This is a genomic window from Bradyrhizobium sp. CCBAU 53351 (assembly GCF_015291745.1).
In the GTDB taxonomy this organism is placed as follows: domain Bacteria; phylum Pseudomonadota; class Alphaproteobacteria; order Rhizobiales; family Xanthobacteraceae; genus Bradyrhizobium.
The window spans coordinates 89,816-109,427 of sequence record NZ_CP030060.1; the positions used below are offsets into that span (position 1 = coordinate 89,816).

15 protein-coding genes and 1 pseudogene are annotated in these 19,612 nt (G+C 58.4%); 7 read left to right on the plus strand and 9 right to left on the minus strand.

The features are described from left to right. Positions 1–151: 151 nt before the first annotated feature. Positions 152–1,588 (plus strand): annotated as a pseudogene (locus XH83_RS35425) (aldehyde dehydrogenase family protein). A gap of 49 nt (positions 1,589–1,637) precedes the next feature. Here XH83_RS35425 and XH83_RS35430 read toward each other — a convergent pair. Both XH83_RS35430 and araD1 read right to left on the minus strand, forming a co-directional pair. Beyond that, a complete protein-coding gene (locus XH83_RS35430; protein ID WP_128929756.1) occupies positions 1,638–2,993 on the minus strand; it encodes a PLP-dependent aminotransferase family protein in 1,356 nt (451 codons plus the stop codon). A gap of 64 nt (positions 2,994–3,057) precedes the next feature. Then, the gene (araD1, locus tag XH83_RS35435; protein ID WP_194408522.1) at positions 3,058–4,050 is read right to left on the minus strand and encodes an AraD1 family protein; all 993 of its coding nucleotides are present in this window, start codon (positions 4,048–4,050) and stop codon (positions 3,058–3,060) included. A gap of 873 nt (positions 4,051–4,923) precedes the next feature. On the opposite strand from araD1, the gene XH83_RS35440 reads away from it, so the two are divergent. Next, positions 4,924–6,246: an MFS transporter gene (locus tag XH83_RS35440; RefSeq protein WP_164934143.1), complete on the plus strand. Its 1,323-nt coding sequence runs from the start codon at positions 4,924–4,926 to the stop codon at positions 6,244–6,246. Between the two features lie 228 nt (positions 6,247–6,474). On the opposite strand, the gene XH83_RS35445 is transcribed toward XH83_RS35440, so the two are convergent. The 7 genes from XH83_RS35445 to XH83_RS35475 form a co-directional block, all read right to left on the minus strand. Then, positions 6,475–7,626, minus strand: a complete 1,152-nt coding sequence (locus XH83_RS35445; protein ID WP_128929754.1) for a glycoside hydrolase family 88 protein — start codon at positions 7,624–7,626, stop codon at positions 6,475–6,477. 454 nt (positions 7,627–8,080) lie between these two features. Then, the gene (locus XH83_RS35450; protein ID WP_128929753.1) at positions 8,081–9,313 is read right to left on the minus strand and encodes an NAD(P)/FAD-dependent oxidoreductase; all 1,233 of its coding nucleotides are present in this window, start codon (positions 9,311–9,313) and stop codon (positions 8,081–8,083) included. Continuing rightward, on the minus strand, positions 9,310–10,185 hold the full coding sequence (locus XH83_RS35455; RefSeq protein ID WP_128955097.1) for a sugar phosphate isomerase/epimerase: 876 nt from the start codon (positions 10,183–10,185) through the stop codon (positions 9,310–9,312). The genes XH83_RS35450 and XH83_RS35455 overlap by 4 nt, the downstream gene beginning before the upstream one ends. 17 nt (positions 10,186–10,202) lie before the next feature. Continuing rightward, positions 10,203–10,523: a Rieske 2Fe-2S domain-containing protein gene (locus XH83_RS35460; RefSeq protein WP_128929751.1), complete on the minus strand. Its 321-nt coding sequence runs from the start codon at positions 10,521–10,523 to the stop codon at positions 10,203–10,205. 129 nt (positions 10,524–10,652) lie between these two features. Further along, positions 10,653–11,648: a sterol desaturase family protein gene (locus XH83_RS35465; RefSeq protein ID WP_128929750.1), complete on the minus strand. Its 996-nt coding sequence runs from the start codon at positions 11,646–11,648 to the stop codon at positions 10,653–10,655. Between the two features lie 98 nt (positions 11,649–11,746). Next, positions 11,747–12,613, minus strand: coding sequence for a 3-methyl-2-oxobutanoate hydroxymethyltransferase (locus tag XH83_RS35470; protein WP_232995600.1), 867 nt, complete (start codon positions 12,611–12,613; stop codon positions 11,747–11,749). 25 nt (positions 12,614–12,638) lie between these two features. Next, a complete protein-coding gene (locus tag XH83_RS35475) occupies positions 12,639–13,580 on the minus strand; it encodes a ribokinase (RefSeq protein ID WP_128929749.1) in 942 nt (313 codons plus the stop codon). Between the two features lie 236 nt (positions 13,581–13,816). Here XH83_RS35475 and XH83_RS35480 point away from each other — a divergent pair, with 236 nt between their 5' ends. From XH83_RS35480 to XH83_RS35500, 5 genes are all read left to right on the plus strand, one after another. Further along, positions 13,817–14,704 (plus strand): AraC family transcriptional regulator, encoded by an 888-nt coding sequence (locus tag XH83_RS35480; protein ID WP_237891805.1) that lies wholly within the window; start codon positions 13,817–13,819, stop codon positions 14,702–14,704. Between the two features lie 428 nt (positions 14,705–15,132). Next, on the plus strand, positions 15,133–15,510 hold the full coding sequence (locus XH83_RS35485; protein WP_128929748.1) for a nuclear transport factor 2 family protein: 378 nt from the start codon (positions 15,133–15,135) through the stop codon (positions 15,508–15,510). A 442-nt stretch (positions 15,511–15,952) separates the two neighbouring features. Continuing rightward, positions 15,953–17,467, plus strand: coding sequence for an amidase (locus XH83_RS35490; RefSeq protein WP_128929747.1), 1,515 nt, complete (start codon positions 15,953–15,955; stop codon positions 17,465–17,467). Between the two features lie 33 nt (positions 17,468–17,500). After that, the gene (locus XH83_RS35495) at positions 17,501–18,358 is read left to right on the plus strand and encodes a branched-chain amino acid ABC transporter permease (protein ID WP_128929746.1); all 858 of its coding nucleotides are present in this window, start codon (positions 17,501–17,503) and stop codon (positions 18,356–18,358) included. A gap of 4 nt (positions 18,359–18,362) precedes the next feature. After that, positions 18,363–19,583, plus strand: coding sequence for a substrate-binding protein (locus XH83_RS35500; RefSeq protein ID WP_128929745.1), 1,221 nt, complete (start codon positions 18,363–18,365; stop codon positions 19,581–19,583). The last annotated feature ends 29 nt before the right edge of the window (positions 19,584–19,612 follow it).

A 19,612-nucleotide genomic window follows, 5' to 3' on the forward strand; every position in this document is an offset into this window, starting at 1 on the left:
GGCTTTGAATGCGATTGCCGAATCGAGGCGCCGAACAGGCGTTTGGGCCAGCACCTGCCGGAAAGGGGATCACTCCCTGCCGCCGAAAAGCAGGTGCCGACGCAGTTGGACGTCCTGAGACGTTCTGCAAGGCTTGGTGACGGGGGGCCTGATGACGAAGAACTACATCGCCGGTGAATGGATTGCGGCAGCCAAGGCAGTCGCGAACATCAACCCGTCTGATACTCGCGACATCGTAGGCGAGTACGCCCAAGCCTCTGTAGAAGAGGCGAAGCGTGCGATCGATGCGGCCCATGGCGCCTTTCCGGCTTGGGCGCGTTCGACGATCCAGAGCCGCCACGACGTTCTGAAAGCCGTGGGTGACGAGATATTGGCCCGCAAGGACGAACTCGGACGCCTGCTCTCACGTGAGGAAGGAAAGACCTTGCCGGAGGGGATCGGCGAGGTCGCTCGCGCCGGCCAGATCTTCCATTTCTTCGCGGGTGAGTGCCTGAGGCTGAGCGGCGAGAAGCTGCTCTCCGTGCGAGCCGGCATAGACGTTGAGATGTCCCGCGAGCCGCTCGGCGATCACGCCATGGAATTTTCCTATGGCCATTCCGGCCTGGAAGATCGCCCCGGCACTGGCCTATGGCAACTCCGTCGTGTTCAAGCCTGCAGAACTGGTCCCCGCCTCGGCAAACGCCCTTTGCGACATCATTGCGCGCGCCGGCGTTCCCCCCGGCGTCTTCAACCTCGTCATGGGGAGCGGCTCGGTCGTGGGCGAAACAATGCTCGCCAGTACGAAGGTGGCCGCGATCTCCTTCACCGGCTCGTTGTCGACCGGCCGGCGCATTGCCCAAACCTGCATTTCTGCCGATCCCATGAAGAAGATGCAGTTGGAGATGGGGGGCAAGAATCCAATGGTGGTGCTCGACGACGCCGACCTAAAGGTGGCCGTCGAATGCGCGATCAACAGCGCCTTCTTTTCGACCGGCCAGCGCTGCACGGCCTCATCTCGCCTCATCGTGACAGATGGCATTTACGACGCCTTCCTGGCAGCTATCACGGAAAGGATGGATGCGCTGGTCGTGGATGACGCCTGCAAGCCAGGAACGCAGATTGGGCCGGTGGTTGATCAGAAGCAGCTGGAGCAAGACTTGATGTACATCCGCCTCGGCCAGGACGAGGGGGCCAAGCTCGTCGCTGGGGGCGAGCTATTGAAACGCGATGCGCCCGGTTTCTACTTGTCGCCCGCGCTGTTTGCAGAAGTCGACAATCGGATGCGGGTCGCGCGCGAAGAAATTTTCGGCCCGTGGCAGCACTGATCCGGGCGCGAAATTATGACGAGGCCCTTGAGATCGCCAACGACACCCCATTCGGACTATCTTCCGGAATCTGCACCACAAGTCTGAACTATGCCAGCCATTTCAAGCGCAACGCGGAGGCTGGCATGGTGATGGTCAACCTGCCGACGGCGGGCGTCGACTATCACGTGCCCTTCGGCGGCCGCAAAGGTTCGTCCTATGGATCACGTGAGCAAGGGCGCTACGCTGCAGAGTTCTATGCGACTGTGAAGACAGCCTATGCGTTTGATGGAGGTCCACCATGAGCGTGATGGCGGCCGCCTGAAAGCGCCCGAGTTGAACAGTTCTGCACGTTCAGATGATTGACATGCTGGCTTCGTTGCCGACTTCGAGCGAAGCTGCGACCTGGCGGAGCGCCCATTCGAGATCTTCGATGTTTTCGGGAACGCCGATCGATATCCTCAGCCCCGAGATCAAGGAGGGATCAACCACGAGCGCCGAGGGCGGCGTTGTGATGACGCCCCGTTGCAATGAACGGGCTGCCACCTGTTGAGCAATGTCGCTTGGCAGGTCCATCCAGATGTGAAAGCTGGCCGGATGATCTGCACGTATATGCGGCCGGAGGATTTGGGAGGCAAGCTTCACGCGCTTCTTCGCCTCCTGGACCAGAGACTGCTTCACGCGCGCGGCTGTTCCCGTGCGGATCCATTCGGATACGATGAAGGTTGAAATCGGCGAGGCCATCCAGCAGGTCGCGCGCATAGATTGATGAATCTGCGAAAGATAAGGCTCGGGCGCGACGAGCATTCCGATGCGCAGACCCGGCGCCAGGCACTTCGACAGCGTATTGACATAGAAGGTCCGCTCCGGCGCCAATGAGGCGAGCGGCTCGCTGGTCTCGTCCAGGAAGCCGTATGCGTCATCTTCGATGATCAGGATGTCCCGCTTACGCGCGATCCGCACGATCTCTCGCCGGCGTGCCGCGCTCATGATTCTCGCGGTTGGGCTCTGGATGGTGGGAATAGCAAAAAGCACCCGCGCTGCCCCGCTTGCCGCCGCTTTGTCGAAAGCGCCCGGCAGCAATCCTTCGCCATCCATCGGCAGCCCGATAAGGTCGAGCTTTGCGAAATGAGCATAGGACTTCATGCCGTGATAAGTGCCGGCCTCGACGAAGACTTTGTCACCAGGCTGGCAGATCGAGCTGAAGGTCAGCGCTATCCCGTGCTGTGCTCCATTCGTAATAACGAGGTTGTCCGGATTGGCTTCGAAGCCCGATTGACGAAATAGGCCGGCGAGCTGGGCCCGGTGTTCGGCAACACCAGAGTGGGAGAGGTATCCCACGTAGTCGGAGATGTCAGCCGTTGGAAACGTAGATGGGCTCTCAGCTAGCACCTTGGGCAGTAACGCCGGCCCTGGGATGTTGAGGCTGAGATCGACAACCTTGCCACCGGACGCAGGGGTCGGCCTCTGTGACGCGACAAACGTCCCGCGGCCGACGTGCCCCAGAAGCAGGCCGCGCCGTTGACCTTCTGCATAGGCCTTGATGACCGTTCCGACGCTGAGGCCGATCTCCTCTGCCAAATCACGCTGGGTAGGCAGCCTTGTTCCTGCCGCAAGAGTTCCTGCCGCGATGTCGTGTTCGATGGCCTCGACGAGCCGGACGAACAGGGGAGCGGTGCCAGCCCGCAGGTGAGGGTGCCATTTCTGCATTTTGATTGCTTATCTCAGAATACCGCGCTTTCGCTATCCCAATTTTTGGTCCACCAGATCAAGCTCATAGCGGCCGCACCCTCACGATCTCTGTTTGCTTTTCCTCGATGAGCGAGTTGCGCAATGGCCGCCCGAAAGCCGGAGATTCGATCTCGAAAGCGTCACCGCCGCGCAGCTTGACGCCGGCCGAAAAGCTTAAGGCGCTCGCGCCGAAGAAATAGACGTGGACGTCGCCGGGCCGACGAAACGCGCGGTATTTGAAGTGATGGTGCTCAAGATTCTCAATGGAATGAGACATGTTGTTCTCGCCCGAGATAAAGCTTCCGGACCAGATCGCTTCGCCAGCTCGCAAGACGCGGACCGTTCCGGATACCTCGTCCGGAAGATCGCCCACGAGGAGTTCGGGACCATAGGTGCACTGGCGCAGCTTTGAATGAGCAAGGTAGAGGTAGTTTCGCTGCTCCATCACATGATCGGAGTATTCGTTGCCGAGGCAGAAGCCGACACGCAGTACGTCGCCTCCCTCGCCAATGACGTAAAGCCCTACAATTTCGGCCTCCTCGCCCCCGTCTTCAGCATAGGACGGCAACGTGAGGGGTTGCTCAGGTGCGACTGCCCAGGAGCCATCACCCTTATAGGCCCACTCTGGCTGGACCCCGATGGATCCCGGCGGAGGCTTTCCACCGTCCAGGCCAAGCTTGAACATCCGCATTGAATCGGAAAGTTCGCCTGCGGCCAATTTCGCGTGCATGGCGTCGCGCGACTCGGCGCTACCGAGGTGCGTAAGTCCAGTCACCGCGATCATGCAACGCGAAGGATCAGCGTGGTCGAGAGGCGGCAACAGCCGCTTCTCGCGGATGATCGCATCGTAATCGACCTTCTCTCCGAAGCCGCACCTTTGGACGCATTCGGCAAGCGATAGCCGGGAGCGGGCTGCCTCCAAGGCTAATTCGCGTACACTTGTCCGATTGTTCACGAGCACAGGGACCCCGTCGCCCGCCTGGAGCGCAGCGACATGACGAGAACCGTTCAGAGATACAAATTGGATGAGGCGCACGAGATCCATTCCAGGTGAGAGCCAGCCGCGCTGATTGCGGCAAAGCCAGACTGACATTCAAATTGAGATAGGTCAATGTGCTTGGCTAATCGGGGGTGCCAATATTTCATGAGCGATTTCAGTCGTATAGATGTATCAATCCTTCAGCTAGAATGATGGCTACCAGATTGATATATCCTAATTGTATTTGAGATAGTCTATTGCTTGACATTGGCCCGTCATTGTGATGGTCTCGCTCGATATTGGGCTAGTGCACAGAGATGCCGGCCGTCATGGGAGACGAAGCGGTGGAGGCGATTTACTGGTTTCATGGGAGGAGCGGCTGGGCTGGCGATATTGCAGTCCATGCCAAGCTTCTCGCCAGCCCGCGCCCTTTACAACCATCCCTCTCGCGCTCGCGCGAGCCCCTTTGTCTTTCCGCGCAAGTCCTTGTGATCCAAGCGGCGGCCCCGAGACGATCTCATCATTCACCTTTTCCAGGTCAGTTCGGCTTACGTAAGCAGATACTCGATCAGCTCGCATCGTTTGCGCGGAAAAGTAGGAAACGTTCGCCTCGCCAAGCCGAGCGGACGTCTCAGCGCGGAGGAGTTTGTCCGCCTGCCTTGAATCGAAAAACTTAAGCGTCCCGCAGAAGGGCGCATTGCTACAGGAGGGACCATGGAGTTGGGACATAAGCCCGCCCGCGGGCTGTTACACAGACGATTGGAATGAAGGAAGCCCGATCAGCTGCCTTCGATCGCGCCAGCGTCCATTTACGGGCGTGCCGCCAGAAATCTCAGCGCCTTGAGCAGGCCAACAAGCGACAGGCCGGCGCGCATTCGCGCTTGCCGCGCAAGGCTTAAGCAGTCTTACCCAATGAGCGGAAGCAGACCCATGCAAACAATGGCCCAACCTTCTATCGATTTCATTCAGCCCGAGAAGCAAGTTGCAACGAGATCAATGACTATTGGTCTGGGCGGAGGCGTCGCGCTGGAGTGGTATGACTGGCAAGTCTACGGCTTCATGGCGGCTTTTCTATCTCCCCACTTCTTCCCTTCAAATGACCCGGTCGTTTCGCTGCTGGGAGCATTTGCCGTATTTGGAGCCGGATTCATTGCGCGGCCTCTGGGAGCGGCTTTGCTTGGTCCTATCGCAGATCGCATCAGCCATAAACGCGTCATGATGATCGCTGTTACGGTCATGGCGCTATCTTCGTTCCTGATTGCGATCTTGCCGGCTCATAAGGACATCGGGACCCTTGCCACTGCAGCGCTGGTCATTCTTCGACTGATGCAAGGGCTTGCCACTGGCGCAGAGGCGGGCGTCGCCAATGCAATCGCCATCGAGTTGGCACCACCAGGTGAGGAGGGGCGGTATCTCGGCTTGATCAACGGTACATTCATCATGTTGGGTTCGATCGGAGCAAGCCTCGTCGCTTTTCTGGTGAGCGCGGCCGTCGCCCCCGAGGTCATGCGCGAGTGGGCTTGGCGAGTGCCGTTTGCGGTCGGAGGCCTGCTTGGCGTCCTCATCTTCTTCCTGCGCCAAGCAATCCCGGAAACATTGATCGCCCGCGCTATGCATCATGACGAGATGTCGCGCGTTCAGAAAACCACCGGCGGCGTTTGGAAGGCGCTCTGGAATGTGCGACTGTCGCTTCTGGCCGTGATTTTGGTGATCGGCTCGGTGCAGCTCGCCAACTACACGTACAACGTGGGCCTGCCCAACATCGCCAATGGTGTTTTCAAGGAAAACAGCACGTGGGTGTACGGCATCCTGACCCTCATGGGATTTTGCTGGATGGTCTTTTCACCTGCCATCGGTGCGTTTGCAGACAAGATAAAGCCCTCGCGCGCGTTCATCTTGATGCGCCTTCTGCTCATCCCAGCATTCTTCCTGACGCTGCTCTATTCACACCAAAGCCTTCTGACCTACGCCATGGTGATGCTGGTTGGCGGGGCCATGGTGGGCTGCAATATGGCTCTCTACAACTTCATAGCCACAACCTTGATGCCGCGCACAGTGAGAACGACAGGCGTCGCCCTTGGTTACGCAATCGGTGTGACAATTTTCGGCGGTACCACGCCCTACCTGCTGGTATGGTTGCAACGCGAGGACATGGCATGGATGTTCCCAATCTACGGGTCGCTCGTCGCTTTGCTCAGCGTGGTCGTATATCAGATCGCTAAAAAGCGCGGCTGCATCTATGTAGGCGAGTGATAACAGTCTTGTTAGGGCACTCCAGAGAGGTCCGGCCGATCGGCGGCTCCCCTCTGGAAAGGCAATGGTCTCAGTGGAACAGCGGCTGAACAAGAAACCCTTGATCTCTCCAGCCGTCAAATGCGCCCCTAGGTCCGTTCCAAGCCGCTTTAAGGATTTCGGCCGGGGTAACGCGAGAGTGACACAGAGAGCGCTCGCCGCTGGCCTTCGCCAGCAGCGAGTGCCATTTTAGATTTCTTCAGGCCGCAACCTGCCGGTTAGCAAATGAAGCGCCTCGAACAAGTAGTAGCTACCAAAGATCAATTCGGCATTACTGACGTAGTCCTCGGCTCTCGAATCCCCGCGCTTGTTGAAGCATCCTTCCACCAGCATGCCGGCTGGACGGCTATCGTTCTTATGAACCGGAGTGAGATATCGTTCGACCAGCGCCAAAGCGGTGCGTTCTCCGGCGCTACGGTATTGCCGCCGCTTACTGTCAGTCGGCGCAATCGAGCTCAATTTTAGAAGAGCCGATGCCATAAAAGCGGTCGCCGCAGTGTCCCGCTCGACGTTGGGCGCTTTAGGAGCGTCAAAATCCCAGTACGACACGCAATCATCTGGCACATGGGCGAGCCACCAGTCGGCCCCGTTCATGGCGGCTTGACGCCATCGCTCCTCTCCGCCGCCGGAAAAGTAGCTGATCGTCGAGCACACCACGCCCCACGCCTGTGCTCTTGCCCAAACGCTGTTCTCGCTGAAGCCCTTGTGTGTGTAGCGTCGGAGAACCTTGCCGGTCTCGGGATCGAGGGAGGAGGACTGGATGAAGGATCCGTCCTCACGCTGATGGACGGTCAGAACTTTATCCGTATGATTGGCAGCCACTTCGCGCATCGCGCGGTCGTCTAGAGTTCGAGCGGCCCAAAACAGCAGCAATGAGACGACCAAACTGTCGACGCTGCTTGCAGTGGCTCCCACGTCAGCGCCCTCCTCGGCATTCGCGCCAAGGGGCACAAGACCAAGGTGATGGTTGTAGCGTTGCTTCAGATCTCGTGCCGCCGCAAGGCCGAGCGTCCGCGCGCGGTGACTTCCGGTGAGCAGCGAACCCAGTCCGGCCCCGTAATAGAAGGTCGCAGCCTTGAACGCGGTATCGGCCGAGACGCGCGGTTCAAGACGCTCGCAACCTCGTTCTGCAAGATCTCTGAAGCGCTCGCCGCCGTTACTCCGCGAGGCAAGCCAAAGCATCCCCAGCCAATAGCCGCCGGTCCAGTCTCCGTTTGAAGTTGTCGTCCAGGTGCCGCTCTCCGGATCTGCCCAATGTGGATAGGCGTCGCCAACTTGTTGAGCTGTATTCTCGATCCGCCGCATCATACGTGCGATCGCTTCTTCCCAGTCTATGCTCATCAAAGCTCCTCGTGAAAATGCAGGATGGTTCCACCTGAAAGCGGGTTCTCACCATTGCTTCACTTGAGAGCTTCTCATGATTATTGCATTATATCAATCTGAAATTGGGATAGTGTATTTGCTCAACGAGGTAGGTCTTGCTACATTCAATCGGGCTCCCAGCGTGATGCCGCCAGGTCCCGAAAAGCAGCGCATGATGTTCAGCGCGGTATCAAAGTAGTCTGCGTTTGCTTGCAGGGATATTGGCGCACAGTGGAGCGCTGGCGCGCCGGCCCGAAGTTGATCTATCGATCGAGCCTTCTCAACGGTCGTCCTGGCTCGACAAACGCCGCATCCAGCCTCTGACGAGGGATTGCCGCTACGCCCAATGGGCGAGCATTCGGTAGCCCGCGTGGCGCATGTCCTTTTGCCAGGTGACTTGCTTGCCGGGTGACCTGCGCCGCGGCAGTAGTCACTAAAGAAGCTGCTTCAAGTTCAGCGCCGGATTAGCGAGCGCCTCTGCCTCGACCTTCAGTTCCCGCCTAATGATCGTCTCTGCAACTCGGATTTCCTTCGCAACGGCGCCGAGGCTTCCAAACCCACAAGCAGCCACGAGGCGCCCGCCGTCGACAAGGGAGAATAGAAGTTGGCCCCTCGGGCCTAGGCTTCTGACGACCGGGATTTCTCCGCCGCAGCAGAGGCCGACCATTTGCAAAGTCTCATCGTATTGGTCCGACCAGAACCAGGGGAGATCGTCATACGGACGATCCTCGCCCACCATATTCGCCGCCGCAATCACCCCTTGCCGCTGCGCGTTGCGCCAAGCTTCCAGCCTGATCCGCTTTCCGTAAAGGCGATGTGGAAAGGAACAGCAGTCCCCCGCTGCGAATACGCGCGGATCCGATGTGGCCAGCATTTCGTCAAGCGCGATGCCGTTGTCGACAGCGAGCCCCGCCGCTTGCGCCAGTTCGACGTTGGGGGTTGCACCGACCCCCACGATCACGAGATCGGCAAGATGTCTTTGGCCCCCGGCCAGTACCACGCAGGAGCGTCCTTCACAAAGCTCGATACGTTCAACGACTGCCGTTGTCTCGATCCGTACCCCAGAACGCTCGTGCTTGGCCCTGATCAGTTCAGCTATGCCAACTGGCACTGCCCGGGAAAGTATGCGCGATCCTGCTTCGAAGACGATGACCGAAGCGCCTCGCAAGATCGAGCTCGCAGCAACCTCGAGCCCGATAAAGCCGCCGCCGATCACAGCCATCTCGCAGCCTTGGCCGATTAACTCGCGAAGGCGTGTGGCATCCTCATACGACCTAAGCGTTGCGACCCTTGATCCCTCAGCAATTGGCACGTTCAGGTCACGCGGACGAGCGCCAGTGGCCAAGAGGAGGCGATGATAGCCTATCTTGGCCCCATTCGAGAGAATCACCATGCTGGCCGTGCGATCAATCGAGACCACCTCACAGCCGTGGCGATAATCGATCTTCAATTCGGAAAGCCGCTCTGACGTCACAATCGTCTTCGGCCCAGGCCTCGTCTCATCGACCAGAACTGCTTTGGAGAGAGGAGGGCGCTCATACGGGAGACTGCTTTCGTTGCCGATCAACACCACGCTCTCTTCCCAGCCGCGCTCGCGCAGCGCCAGGGCGGCTGCCGTGCCAGCTTCGCCGGCGCCAACAATGGCAATCGTCGAATGAGTACTCAAATGGCCACCCCTCTTGCAGGCAGAGCCTGCTCCTCACTGGCCACGCTATCGAAGAGGTCACGGACTAGGGACCTAAGAAGAAGAGCTTCCTCCCAACGATCCGTCGTGTCCTTGCCTTGCCGATCGGTGATCGCATAGGGCTGCGGGCCAAGTTCGCAGGTAAAACTAAGGCAGGCACCCGTGCCTGCGCGCTTTCGCCAGCTTCGGAACCCGTATTTCCACCACCCCAGGAACAGATCCAGCCATATCCTGTGCTGAGGAAACGTGATCTCAACCTGAATTTGCTCGCGAGATGCAACCCGTCCATGAAACGCCCAAGCGCGATCGAGCACCTGCCGCACCAGCGCTTCATCCTCGTCCGAGATGGGATACCAGAACTCCCGACCCAGCAGGATGTGCGACAAATCGGCAAGGATCCGCATCCCGGGCACCTCGTCCATCAGATCGAGAGTAAAGAGGAGATCCGTGGTCATCCTGTTGCGATGCGTTTCGAAGTAGATCGGCATGCCTGCCTCTTCCGCCACCCTGATCCAGCCATCCAGCAGCGGGATACAATCGCTGACCCTGCGCGGACGGATGTCTGGCTGGACGTTGAGATGCAGAACGTTGATCTGCTTGGCGAGGTCGATGGCAGACTTCAAGTGATCGATCGTCTGCGGGAAGCACATGCCCTCGACTGCAAGCCCGGAACCGTTCAAAGCGCGTGCGATCAGGTTGACGCGTCCTGGATCATTGCAGGACGTAGAGATCCCGTCGAACCCCGCTTGCTGTATCATCGCCAGGTTTTCATCGAGAGAACGTTCGAAACCGTCAGGCTGCCGCCGCTCCATGGCCCAGAGGGACTGCAAGACAAGTAAACGCTGTGAGGTCATCCGCAGCTCTCACCCGCTCAGACCTTGACCATAACAATGCCATTCTCGATTTTTACCTCGTAACTCTGCAAGTCGACGCATGCGGGCAGCGCACGCGACTCGCCCGTTCGATAGTCGAAGGTGCCGAAGTGTTTCGGGCATTCGATAATTCCGCCATCGACAATGCCATCCGCAAGATGGACCTTCTCGTGTGAGCAGTGGCCGTCCATCGCGAAGTAATCGCCCTCGGGCGAGCGAACAATCACAAACGTGCGGCCGCCGTGATCGAGGCGGCGAACCTCTTCAGGCCTCAAAGCGTCCGCAGCGCAGGCCGCCACCCATTCAGCTTGTTTAGTCATATCTAGTCCTCAATCTTCAACTGGCGGCGATCAATCGGCTGTGGCTCAGTCGCGCAGCGTGCGCCAGTACCGTTGCGGCGCAAGGGCTGCCTCAACGTGACAGGCCTTCGGAGCCTCCCCGCTTCGGCGCTAACCGCCGCGCACCCACTTCTTGGCCTTTATGCGCTTATACATTCTCTCGTCGGCCTCTGGAGAGCCGTCGTGAGCCGTGCCGAACCACTCGTCGAGCGGGATGCGGCGTTCACCGTAGTTCACCTCGAAATACTTGTGGTGCAGGTAATGGTAGAAGTTGTCGGTGCTGATCGCCTTCGCATCATCCACGACCACGCGGTCGAAACCGGTATGTGACTTTGCGGGGGACAGTCCCGCGTGCATCAGCTGAAACATTGCGTGCAGCGGATGGGACGGAAGAACGAAATGAATCAATACCCCTGAGAAGTAAGCGATGTGTTCCAGTGTCGACGCCGAGAGGCCGGACCACGGCCCCGGATTGACGTTCTTGTGGTGGACCTTGTGGATGAGATGGTACAGCGGCCCAATATGGATGAGGCGGTGAATGAGGTAAAAGTGCAGTTCGCGCCACGCCGGCATCACCAGCACGAGTGCAGCACAATATAGCGGATGCGCTGCGAAATCGACGTAAGGCAAGCGGTCGTTCGCGTACATCCACCAGGTGAGCGCCTCATATGCACTCCATACAGGCACGGCGCTGCACATGGTCCAGAATATGTTCTCGGCCGTCTGACTTCCGAACATGAAGGTCGGGTTGTGCGCATCCGGCCACTTTGCATTGTATTTAAACGCCGTCTGCTGACGCCGCTCGATATAAAGAATGAAATGGAAGGTGCCGTAGAGGAGGAGAGTCAAAGCGGTGTTACGAAGCAGAATGAGCAGTATCCAGTCGGCGTGGAGTTCTCGCATCGTATCGAGCGATGGAGTGAGATAAGTCCACGATACAAGAGAGATCAGGAAATAGACCGTATTCCAGGGCAGGAGATAGCCCGGTAACCAGCGCAGTATTTTCAGCGGTTGCACCGGCCAGACAAAAATCGGCGCACGTTCGGGCTTCTTCTTTGGTACCCAATTGCCCCGCTTATCGCGCGTGCCGTACAATGCTTCGTCCATATTGCACTCCATTGCCGCTTCAAGGCAGACAGCTCGTGTGTTAGATCCTTCGCCGGCTGATTGAGATCAGCTCTCGTCGCCGTCGCAAGAGCTTTAGATCAATCGCCAAAGCCCGAGTCTTTTAGTCTCGACACGAAGGCCGCATATTCATCGTCGGCGATGTCCGATATTTCCTGCGGGCCTGGAAAGCCATTTGCGGTGACGTCAGCACGGAATGCGCTGAGAGCTTTCACGCGCTCCTGTTTGATGCGCTCCTGCAGGGCCTGAAGATCTCCATAGACCCGAGCGTGCCGGGGCCGCCGGCCTTCGCCACCGCATATGTCCTCGGTGAATAGAAAGATCACGTCAGCATCCGGTCCGGAGCCGAGCGAGACGGTCACCAGTCCGATCCGCCGGCGAATTTCCGACATGACCCGGGCTGGGATGACCTCGCATTCCACCGCAAAAGCGCCGGCTTCTTCTAGACGTCGGAAGCGCTGGAAGAGTGCCAAGGCTTCCTCCGCATATTTGCCGAAGGCGCGAAGCCTTCCGAGCCAGGTCGATTTTCTGGGAACGAGGCCCAAGTGACCGACAACCGGAATATCCTCGGCCGCGAGCATTGAGACGGTCGCCATGCCGCGTGCGGTGATCACCGCATCGGCCCCGTCGCTTAGCGCCTTCAAGGCGGTACGAAGGATGTCGTCCTGTGTTACAGCATCGGCAAAGCCCAACGCGGCGGTGACGAAGAGGTGCTTTGAGCCCCTCCGTACGGCTTCCACGTTGCGGGCGCGGGTCACCAGCATTTCAATGCCGGCCTGCTCCGCGGCCGCTGCCTCCTCGGCGGTCTCGGCAGTGACCTGAGTGTAGCGCTTGCCCGACTTTCGGGAAGCGCGCAGGTCGGCCACCGTCACCGTGCGCTCGGCCTCGCGCGCCGCCCAATCGTAAATCCGCGGCATATCGTTCCAGTTCTCACTGTTCGCGCCCAAGGCGCATTGATTTCTTGTTGCTCTCTCATTCTGCAGCCGAGGCGCGCATTGTGCGATACATCTCGTCTGCTGCGGCGCGCCTCGCCATGCCGGGAATGACCCCTAGCTTTGTGCAGACCAGGGCACCGCAGCACACCCCGAAGCGCGCGGCCTCGATCACATCCCGCCCTTCCGCCAGAGCCACGGCGAAGCCGGAATTGAACGCGTCGCCAGCACCCGTCGTGTCCACTACGTCGACCACTGCAGCCGGAATGGTGGTATCGACCTTGTCGGTGACGATCAGTACACCACGGTCGCCAAGCGTCACGATCACGTTGGCGGCCCCGCGCTTGCGCAACAGATCGACCAGCTCGCGCGAGGGCCGCGGATCATCCGGGCGCAGACCGAGCAGGATGCGAAGTTCGCTTTCATTCGGCGTCAGGAAATCGACCAACGGGAAGATTTCATCCGGCAGCGGTGCGGCCGGCGCCGGATTGAGAATGGTTTTCTTACCGTATTTGCGACCGAGCTCCATCGCCCGCATAGCCACCTCGACCGGCGGCTCCAGGACCGCCATGACGAGGTCGCTCTCGCGAATGCGGCTCTCGGCGCGATCGACAAAAGCCGGATCCATGGCGTTTGTGGCGCCATAATCCATGATAATGAAGTTCTCGCCTCGCTCATTGAGGATGATGAAGCCAACCGCCGTCGGCTTCTCGGTGATCTGCTTGACATGCGCCGTATCGACGCCCTCGGCCTTGTACAGATCAATGCCAATATCTGCGAATTGGTCTTTGCCGATGATCGCAACCAGCGACGAGTCCGCCCCGAGCCGCGCAGTGGCAACAGCCTGATTCGAACCTTTTCCGCCCGGGCCCATATCGAAACTGCTGCCTAACATCGTGACCCCGAAGACCGGGATGTTCGGAGCGCGAATGGTCAGTCCTACGGCGAAGCTGCCGACGACGGTAATTCTCGGTTTACTCATCAATTCCTCCCCTGAAAGTGCCTGAGATCAAGGCGTGGCGTGGAATGCCTCCACCACGTCGCCACAAGGGCCCTGCGCGCGGTGGCGCAGTTTCGTGGGCCGTGAGCATCGGCACCGGTCCTCCCTGAGCTCCCTCAGCGATCTCTATGGATACAAAACGTGCATCCGGGAGCCTGATCACGAGCTCATTTGTTAGTCATTGACATCGAGCCTAGATGCAGAAAGCCCCAGCGGGAATGGACAAAGCACGCTTCAATTTATATAAAACGCGCATGGCCGGCTTGCCGCAGCGCACACTTTTTCCTGAGAGCCATCAGTACGTCCTCCCTGATGCTGCCTGGACCCGATGCGCCTTTACGGTACTTAGGGCGGGCAAGGCCATCACCGCACGTGATCATCACATCGCTCGAGACAATTATCCGGGCCAGGACATTCTATACTGCTCCGCTGGGCGCGGCTTTGTAGTCAGCGAAGGCAGGACATCGACTGTTGAGCGCGGTCAGTTGATCTGGATTGCCAACGAAACGTCGCATGCGCACTGGCCGGATGAAAATGATCCCTGGACTGTTCTGTGGGTGCGGATCGACGGGCCCGACTGTGCGGCCATTCGGCGAAAGGTGTTCGGCACCGGAGCAACGCTAGCAACGATATCAGTGCCGAACGAGATCGAACGGTGGTTCGCAAGACTATTTGATGTCTTGCGCGCCAGGGATGATAACGTCGATTTGGCACTTAACTGCCTCGTGGCGGAACTGCTTCACCTCATCGCAGCACCTTCCTCGAAGCACGGTGAATCCCGTCTCCCGGCCCCATTGCGAGCCATCATTTTAAAGATGCGGCAGTCCCCGGAGCGATCCTGGCACGCCGATGAACTCGCCTCGGTCACTGGCCTCAGCGCCGCACAGACGCGGCGGCTATTTCAAGGGCATCTGCAGATCAGCCCAAGGCGCTTGTTGATTCGAGAGCGGATCATGATGGCGCAAAAGCTGCTCTTGGAAAGTGACGCTGGGCTCGGCGCAATCGCCGAACGCTGCGGTTTTTGTGACGTCTATCACTTCAGCCGTGAATTTAAGCGCAGCACTGGCACCAGTCCCAGCACCTGGCGGCGAGCTGAGGGAAGATAAGCCGGTGTATCAGGGCTGCGTCGTATACGCGGCGATCAAGGGCTCGAAGCAGCGACTTCACGTCGCTGCCCCTGATCCTCTGCGAACACTTCTGAACTCGGTCCGTACTTGTTGAGTTCGCGCCAATTCTTTTGCGGCCCCATCACCAATTTGGTGTGGACCCGGACGGGGTGGCGAAGGTACTGCTGGCTCGCAATGAGAACATAATGACCGACAAGCTGCATAGAGGAGGCGAGCTTGCAAAAAACGTTGCGCTCCGCTGACAAGCAGCGACCTCAACAAGATCGTGGATGAGCGCGCAGTCGGAAGCATGAACGAACGGATCAAAAATGCAGTGCATATGCAAGAGGTTTCCTTATATCAGATGGTAAGGCCAACCCACTCTTATCGCTTCCGGTCGCCATTTCTCCGCTGAAGAGGCGTTCATCGTGAACAACGACAAAGTTGTGCTGGATGTGCGTGCCTTCTTGGAAGCTTGGGCGCGAGCGTTCAACTCTGGCAAGCCGGAGTATCTTGTTGCGTTATACGCAGATGATGCCTTGCTTCACGGTACGTCTAGTTCCACGCTCTACATCGGTGTCGCAGAAATACGCACCTACTTCCATGGCACCGCAAGGGTAAAATTTGACGTATGTCATTGCGTCAGCTTGGCGGCTGACATTGTTATGGCCGTCGGAAATTATGTCTTTTCTGAAACGCGGCATGATCTGCAAGTGGCGACACCCGCCCGATTTACGTTTGTGCTGCGCCGTCATGATGCCTCCTGGAAGATTTTACACCATCATTCATCTACCACCCCCCTTTAGGTGGATTAAGGTGGTGGCGAATGCGCGTACGATCGTGAGCTTGGCGCGCGGCAGTTCGCGCCAGTTAGGGGAAGCGCGTGATCGCCGAAATTGGCTGGTTGTTACTTTGAAATGCTTAGGCCTCTGATGTAATCCGCTGCATTGTCAGATCCGTGCCATATTTCAACTCTAAGGTGACGAGACCGGTTCACTTGTCGCCTTACCAGCCCGTCAAAAAGACCTAAGGGCTCAAAGACAAGCCGGCGAGGCAGGACAGATCGGCGAAACGCCTGCACTGGCAGACGCATTCAGCGTCGTTTTACCCAATATTACCCAACTTGCGTTGCGCACCTTCTGGGGCCGAGCGCCCTGCTGCGCTTTACCTACGGCTAATCTGATAAGCGGCCACGACAGAAGAACGCCGCGTGTCCCAATGACGGGATCAACCTTTCAGGAGAGCCGCGTGTCAGTTTCCCTTCCGACTCCCACCCAGCTTCTCGAAGTTGCCAAGCAGTGTGGTCTTTCGTTGACCGACGAAGATGTCGCCTCGTTCCGCGGTTTGATGCGGGGCTCGCTGGACGCATACAATCTCGTTGCCGCGATGCCCGACGAGTTGCCCGTGGTCAAATATCCGCGGACGCCCGGCTATCGGCCATCGCCAGACGAAAACACTCGCAATGCTTGGTACCGCAAAACCAACATCAAAGGCGCCGGCAGCGGAAAACTGAAAGGCAAGACCGTTGCCTTGAAGGACAACATTATGTTGGCCGGAGTGCCTATGATGAATGGCTCGGCCACCCTCGAAGGCTACGTACCCGATTTTGACGCCACCATCGTTACACGCATGCTTGATGCTGGCGCCGAAATTGTGGGCAAGGTTCACTGCGAAGCCTTCTGTCTCTCTGGCGGCAGCCACACCAACGCGACTGGCCCGGTCCACAATCCACACAAGATGGGCTATTCGGCCGGCGGTTCTTCCTCCGGAAGCGGGGTTGTGGTCGCACTACGCGAGGTCGACATTGCGATCGGCGGCGATCAGGGCGGTTCGATCCGAATGCCATCCTCATTCTGCGGCACGTACGGTATGAAGCCGACTTGGGGTCTCGTTCCCTATACAGGAATAATGCCGATTGAGATCTTTATCGACCACACCGGGCCGATTACGGCAACGGTGGCCGACAACGCCCTGCTACTCGAGGTGATCGCCGGCGACGACGGCTACGATTCGCGCATCAAGGCTCCGAAGGTGGATGAATACACCAAGGCCTTGGGTGCGGGCATCAAAGGGATGAAGATTGGTATCCTCAAGGAGGGCTTCGAGCAGCCGTCCGCAGAAGCTGCCGTGAACGAAAGCGTGCGTGAGGCCGCAAAGCGCTTCAAAGATCTCGGCGCGACCGTAGAGATCGTCTCGATTCCGATGCACCTTCTAGGCGCGGCGATCTGGACCCCCATCGGAACTGAGGGGGCTGTCCAGACCATGATGTTCGGTGACGGCTATGGTCTCAGCCGAGGCGATCTTTATCCAACCTCCCTGATGGATTTCCATCGCGGGTGGCGGCAGAAGGCGGACTCATTGTCCGAGACTAACAAGCTGTTTATGTTGTGGGGGACCTATATCAACAACACCTTCGGGTCCAGGTTTTACGGCAAGGCGCTCAACATCTCCCGCCGCCTCGCTACGGCATATGACAAAGCTCTCGAGAGCTATGATCTCCTCCTCATGCCGACGACGCCGATGAAGGCAACCCCGCTGCCGCCATCCAATGCCAGTCGCGAGGACTACTTCACGCGCGCGATTGAGATGTTCACCAACACCGCGCCATTCGACATTACGCATCATCCAGCTATGTCGCTGCCCTGCGGAATGGTCGACGGCCTGCCAGTGGGCCTAATGCTGGTCGGTCGCCACTTCGAGGAATCCACCATCTACCGCGCCGCCCATGCCTTCGAACAGATAGGCGACTGGAAGAAGATGTGAGGCCGAGACGATAGTGCGACTGGATCGCGGCATATGACTAGTGCATTCATGGCGGCATTCGAGATCCTGAGCTTCGGTGCGATTATCGTGTTGATCGTGCTTGGGCTAGGAATCATCGCGAGCATGATGGGCATCTTCAACTTTGCCCAGGGTGAGTTCGTCCTGCTCGGCGCTTATATTACTTATCTCGCCTATAGTCATGGTCTCCCGGTTTGGCTCGGTATGGCGGCGGCACCGATCTTAGTCGGATTGCTGGGTTTCGTACTCGAAGCGCTCATCATCCGCCGCTTCTATGCCGCACCGATCGTTGCAATGCTCGGCACCTATGCGCTCGGTCTTATCATCCGGGAGTCTGTGCGGGGCCTAATTGGCGGGTTTTATCTGACGGTTCCGGAGCCTATCGGTGGATCCATAGATATCGCCACGATACACATCTCAGCTTGGCGCTTTACGATTCTCGTGATCACGGCTTTGGTGATGGGGGGCTGCTTTCTGCTCCTGTCCCGCACAAGCTTCGGCTTGCGCGTTCGGGCGACCCTGGAAAATCCGGCGCTAGCGCGCGCCTCCGGGGTTTCGACGAATTTCATCTATGGCACCACCTTTGCCTTCGGCGCAGCTTTGGCCGGGCTCGCCGGGGCGCTTATCGTGCCGGTGTTCGATCTGTTTGCAGATCTCGGAATTCGCTTTCTGATCCAGGGATTTGTCGCCGTCATGCTTGGCGGTGTCGGCTCCTTTATGGGCCCAGTGGCAGGAGCCGGTATCATCGGCGCTCTCAGCGCGGCGCTGCCCTGGGTTATCCCTCCGGTCCTCGCCGATGTGCTCGTCTTCTTGCTTGCCATTGTTTTCATCAAGTGTCGGCCGCAAGGCCTCATCGCGCAAGGGGGAGTGTAGTCATATGGCTGTTGATCGACTCAATTTCACACGCCGTCGTTTCCTTTCGAACTTTGCCTTCACGGCCGGTGCAATCGCCACAGGAGCGAGTAGCTGGGTGATCCGTCCCGACTGGGCCAATGCGGCCGAAGGTCCCATCAAGGTCGGCATCGCGATCGATCTGACCGGCCCGATCGGCTTTGCCGGAAAGGCGGATGCCAACGTCGCCAAAATGGTCATCAAGGAGATCAACAATTCAGGTGGTCTTTTGGGCCGGCCGATCGAGCTGTACATCGAAGACACCGCCTCCAATGAATCGGTCGCTGTAGGCAACGTGCGCAAGCTGATCCAGCGGGACAAGGTGGACATGGTCCTAGGCGGCCTCGCGAGCTCAATGCGCAATGCGATCAAGGATGTGATCGTTTCTCGGGGCAAGACGCTCTATATCTATCCGCAATTTTATGAAGGGGGGGAATGCACGCCATACCTGTTCTGCAGCGGCGCCACACCGGCGCAGCAATGCGACACATTTATCCCGTGGCTGATCAAGAACGGCGGCAAGAGATTTGCCCTTCCAGGTTCCAACTACATTTGGCCGCGTAACCTGAATGCATATGCTCGCAAGTTAATCGAAGCCAATGGCGGCGAGGTCGTGTTCGAGGAGTATTATCCTTTAGACCAAGTGGATTTCTCCGCCACTGTCCACGCGATCATGTCCAACAAGGCCGACACCGTCTTTAACACCGTTATTCCACCCGGCGTCGGTCCTTTGTTCAAACAGCTCTATGAAGCGGGCTATCTGAAGAACGGCGGACGGCTTGCTGCCGTCAACGAGGACGAGAATTATCTCAGCCTCCATCCGGTCAATGAGATGGAAGGGCTTGCGAGTTGTCTCGATTATTACAAAGCCGTCGCCAAAGATGACCCGGTCTCCGCCAGAATTCAGGCTGCCTATGATAAGGACTATCCAGGCGATTCTCTATTTGCCGCGAGCAGTGCCGCTCCCAGTACATATCGCGGGCTGAAACTTTGGGAAGCTGCCGTCAAAGAGGCCGGAAAGGTCGATCGCGAGTCGGTTGCTGCGACGCTCGATCACGCAAAGATCGCGGAGGGTCCGGGCGGCCCCGCCGAGATGGTGCCGGGCAAGCGGCACTGTAAGATGAACATGTACACGGCCGTGTGCAAGAGCGGGGTTTTTCAAGTCGTGCAACGCAGCAATGGGCTTGTCGATCCCGGGCAATGTTGACGAATCACTGTGAAAGCGACAAGCGCGGT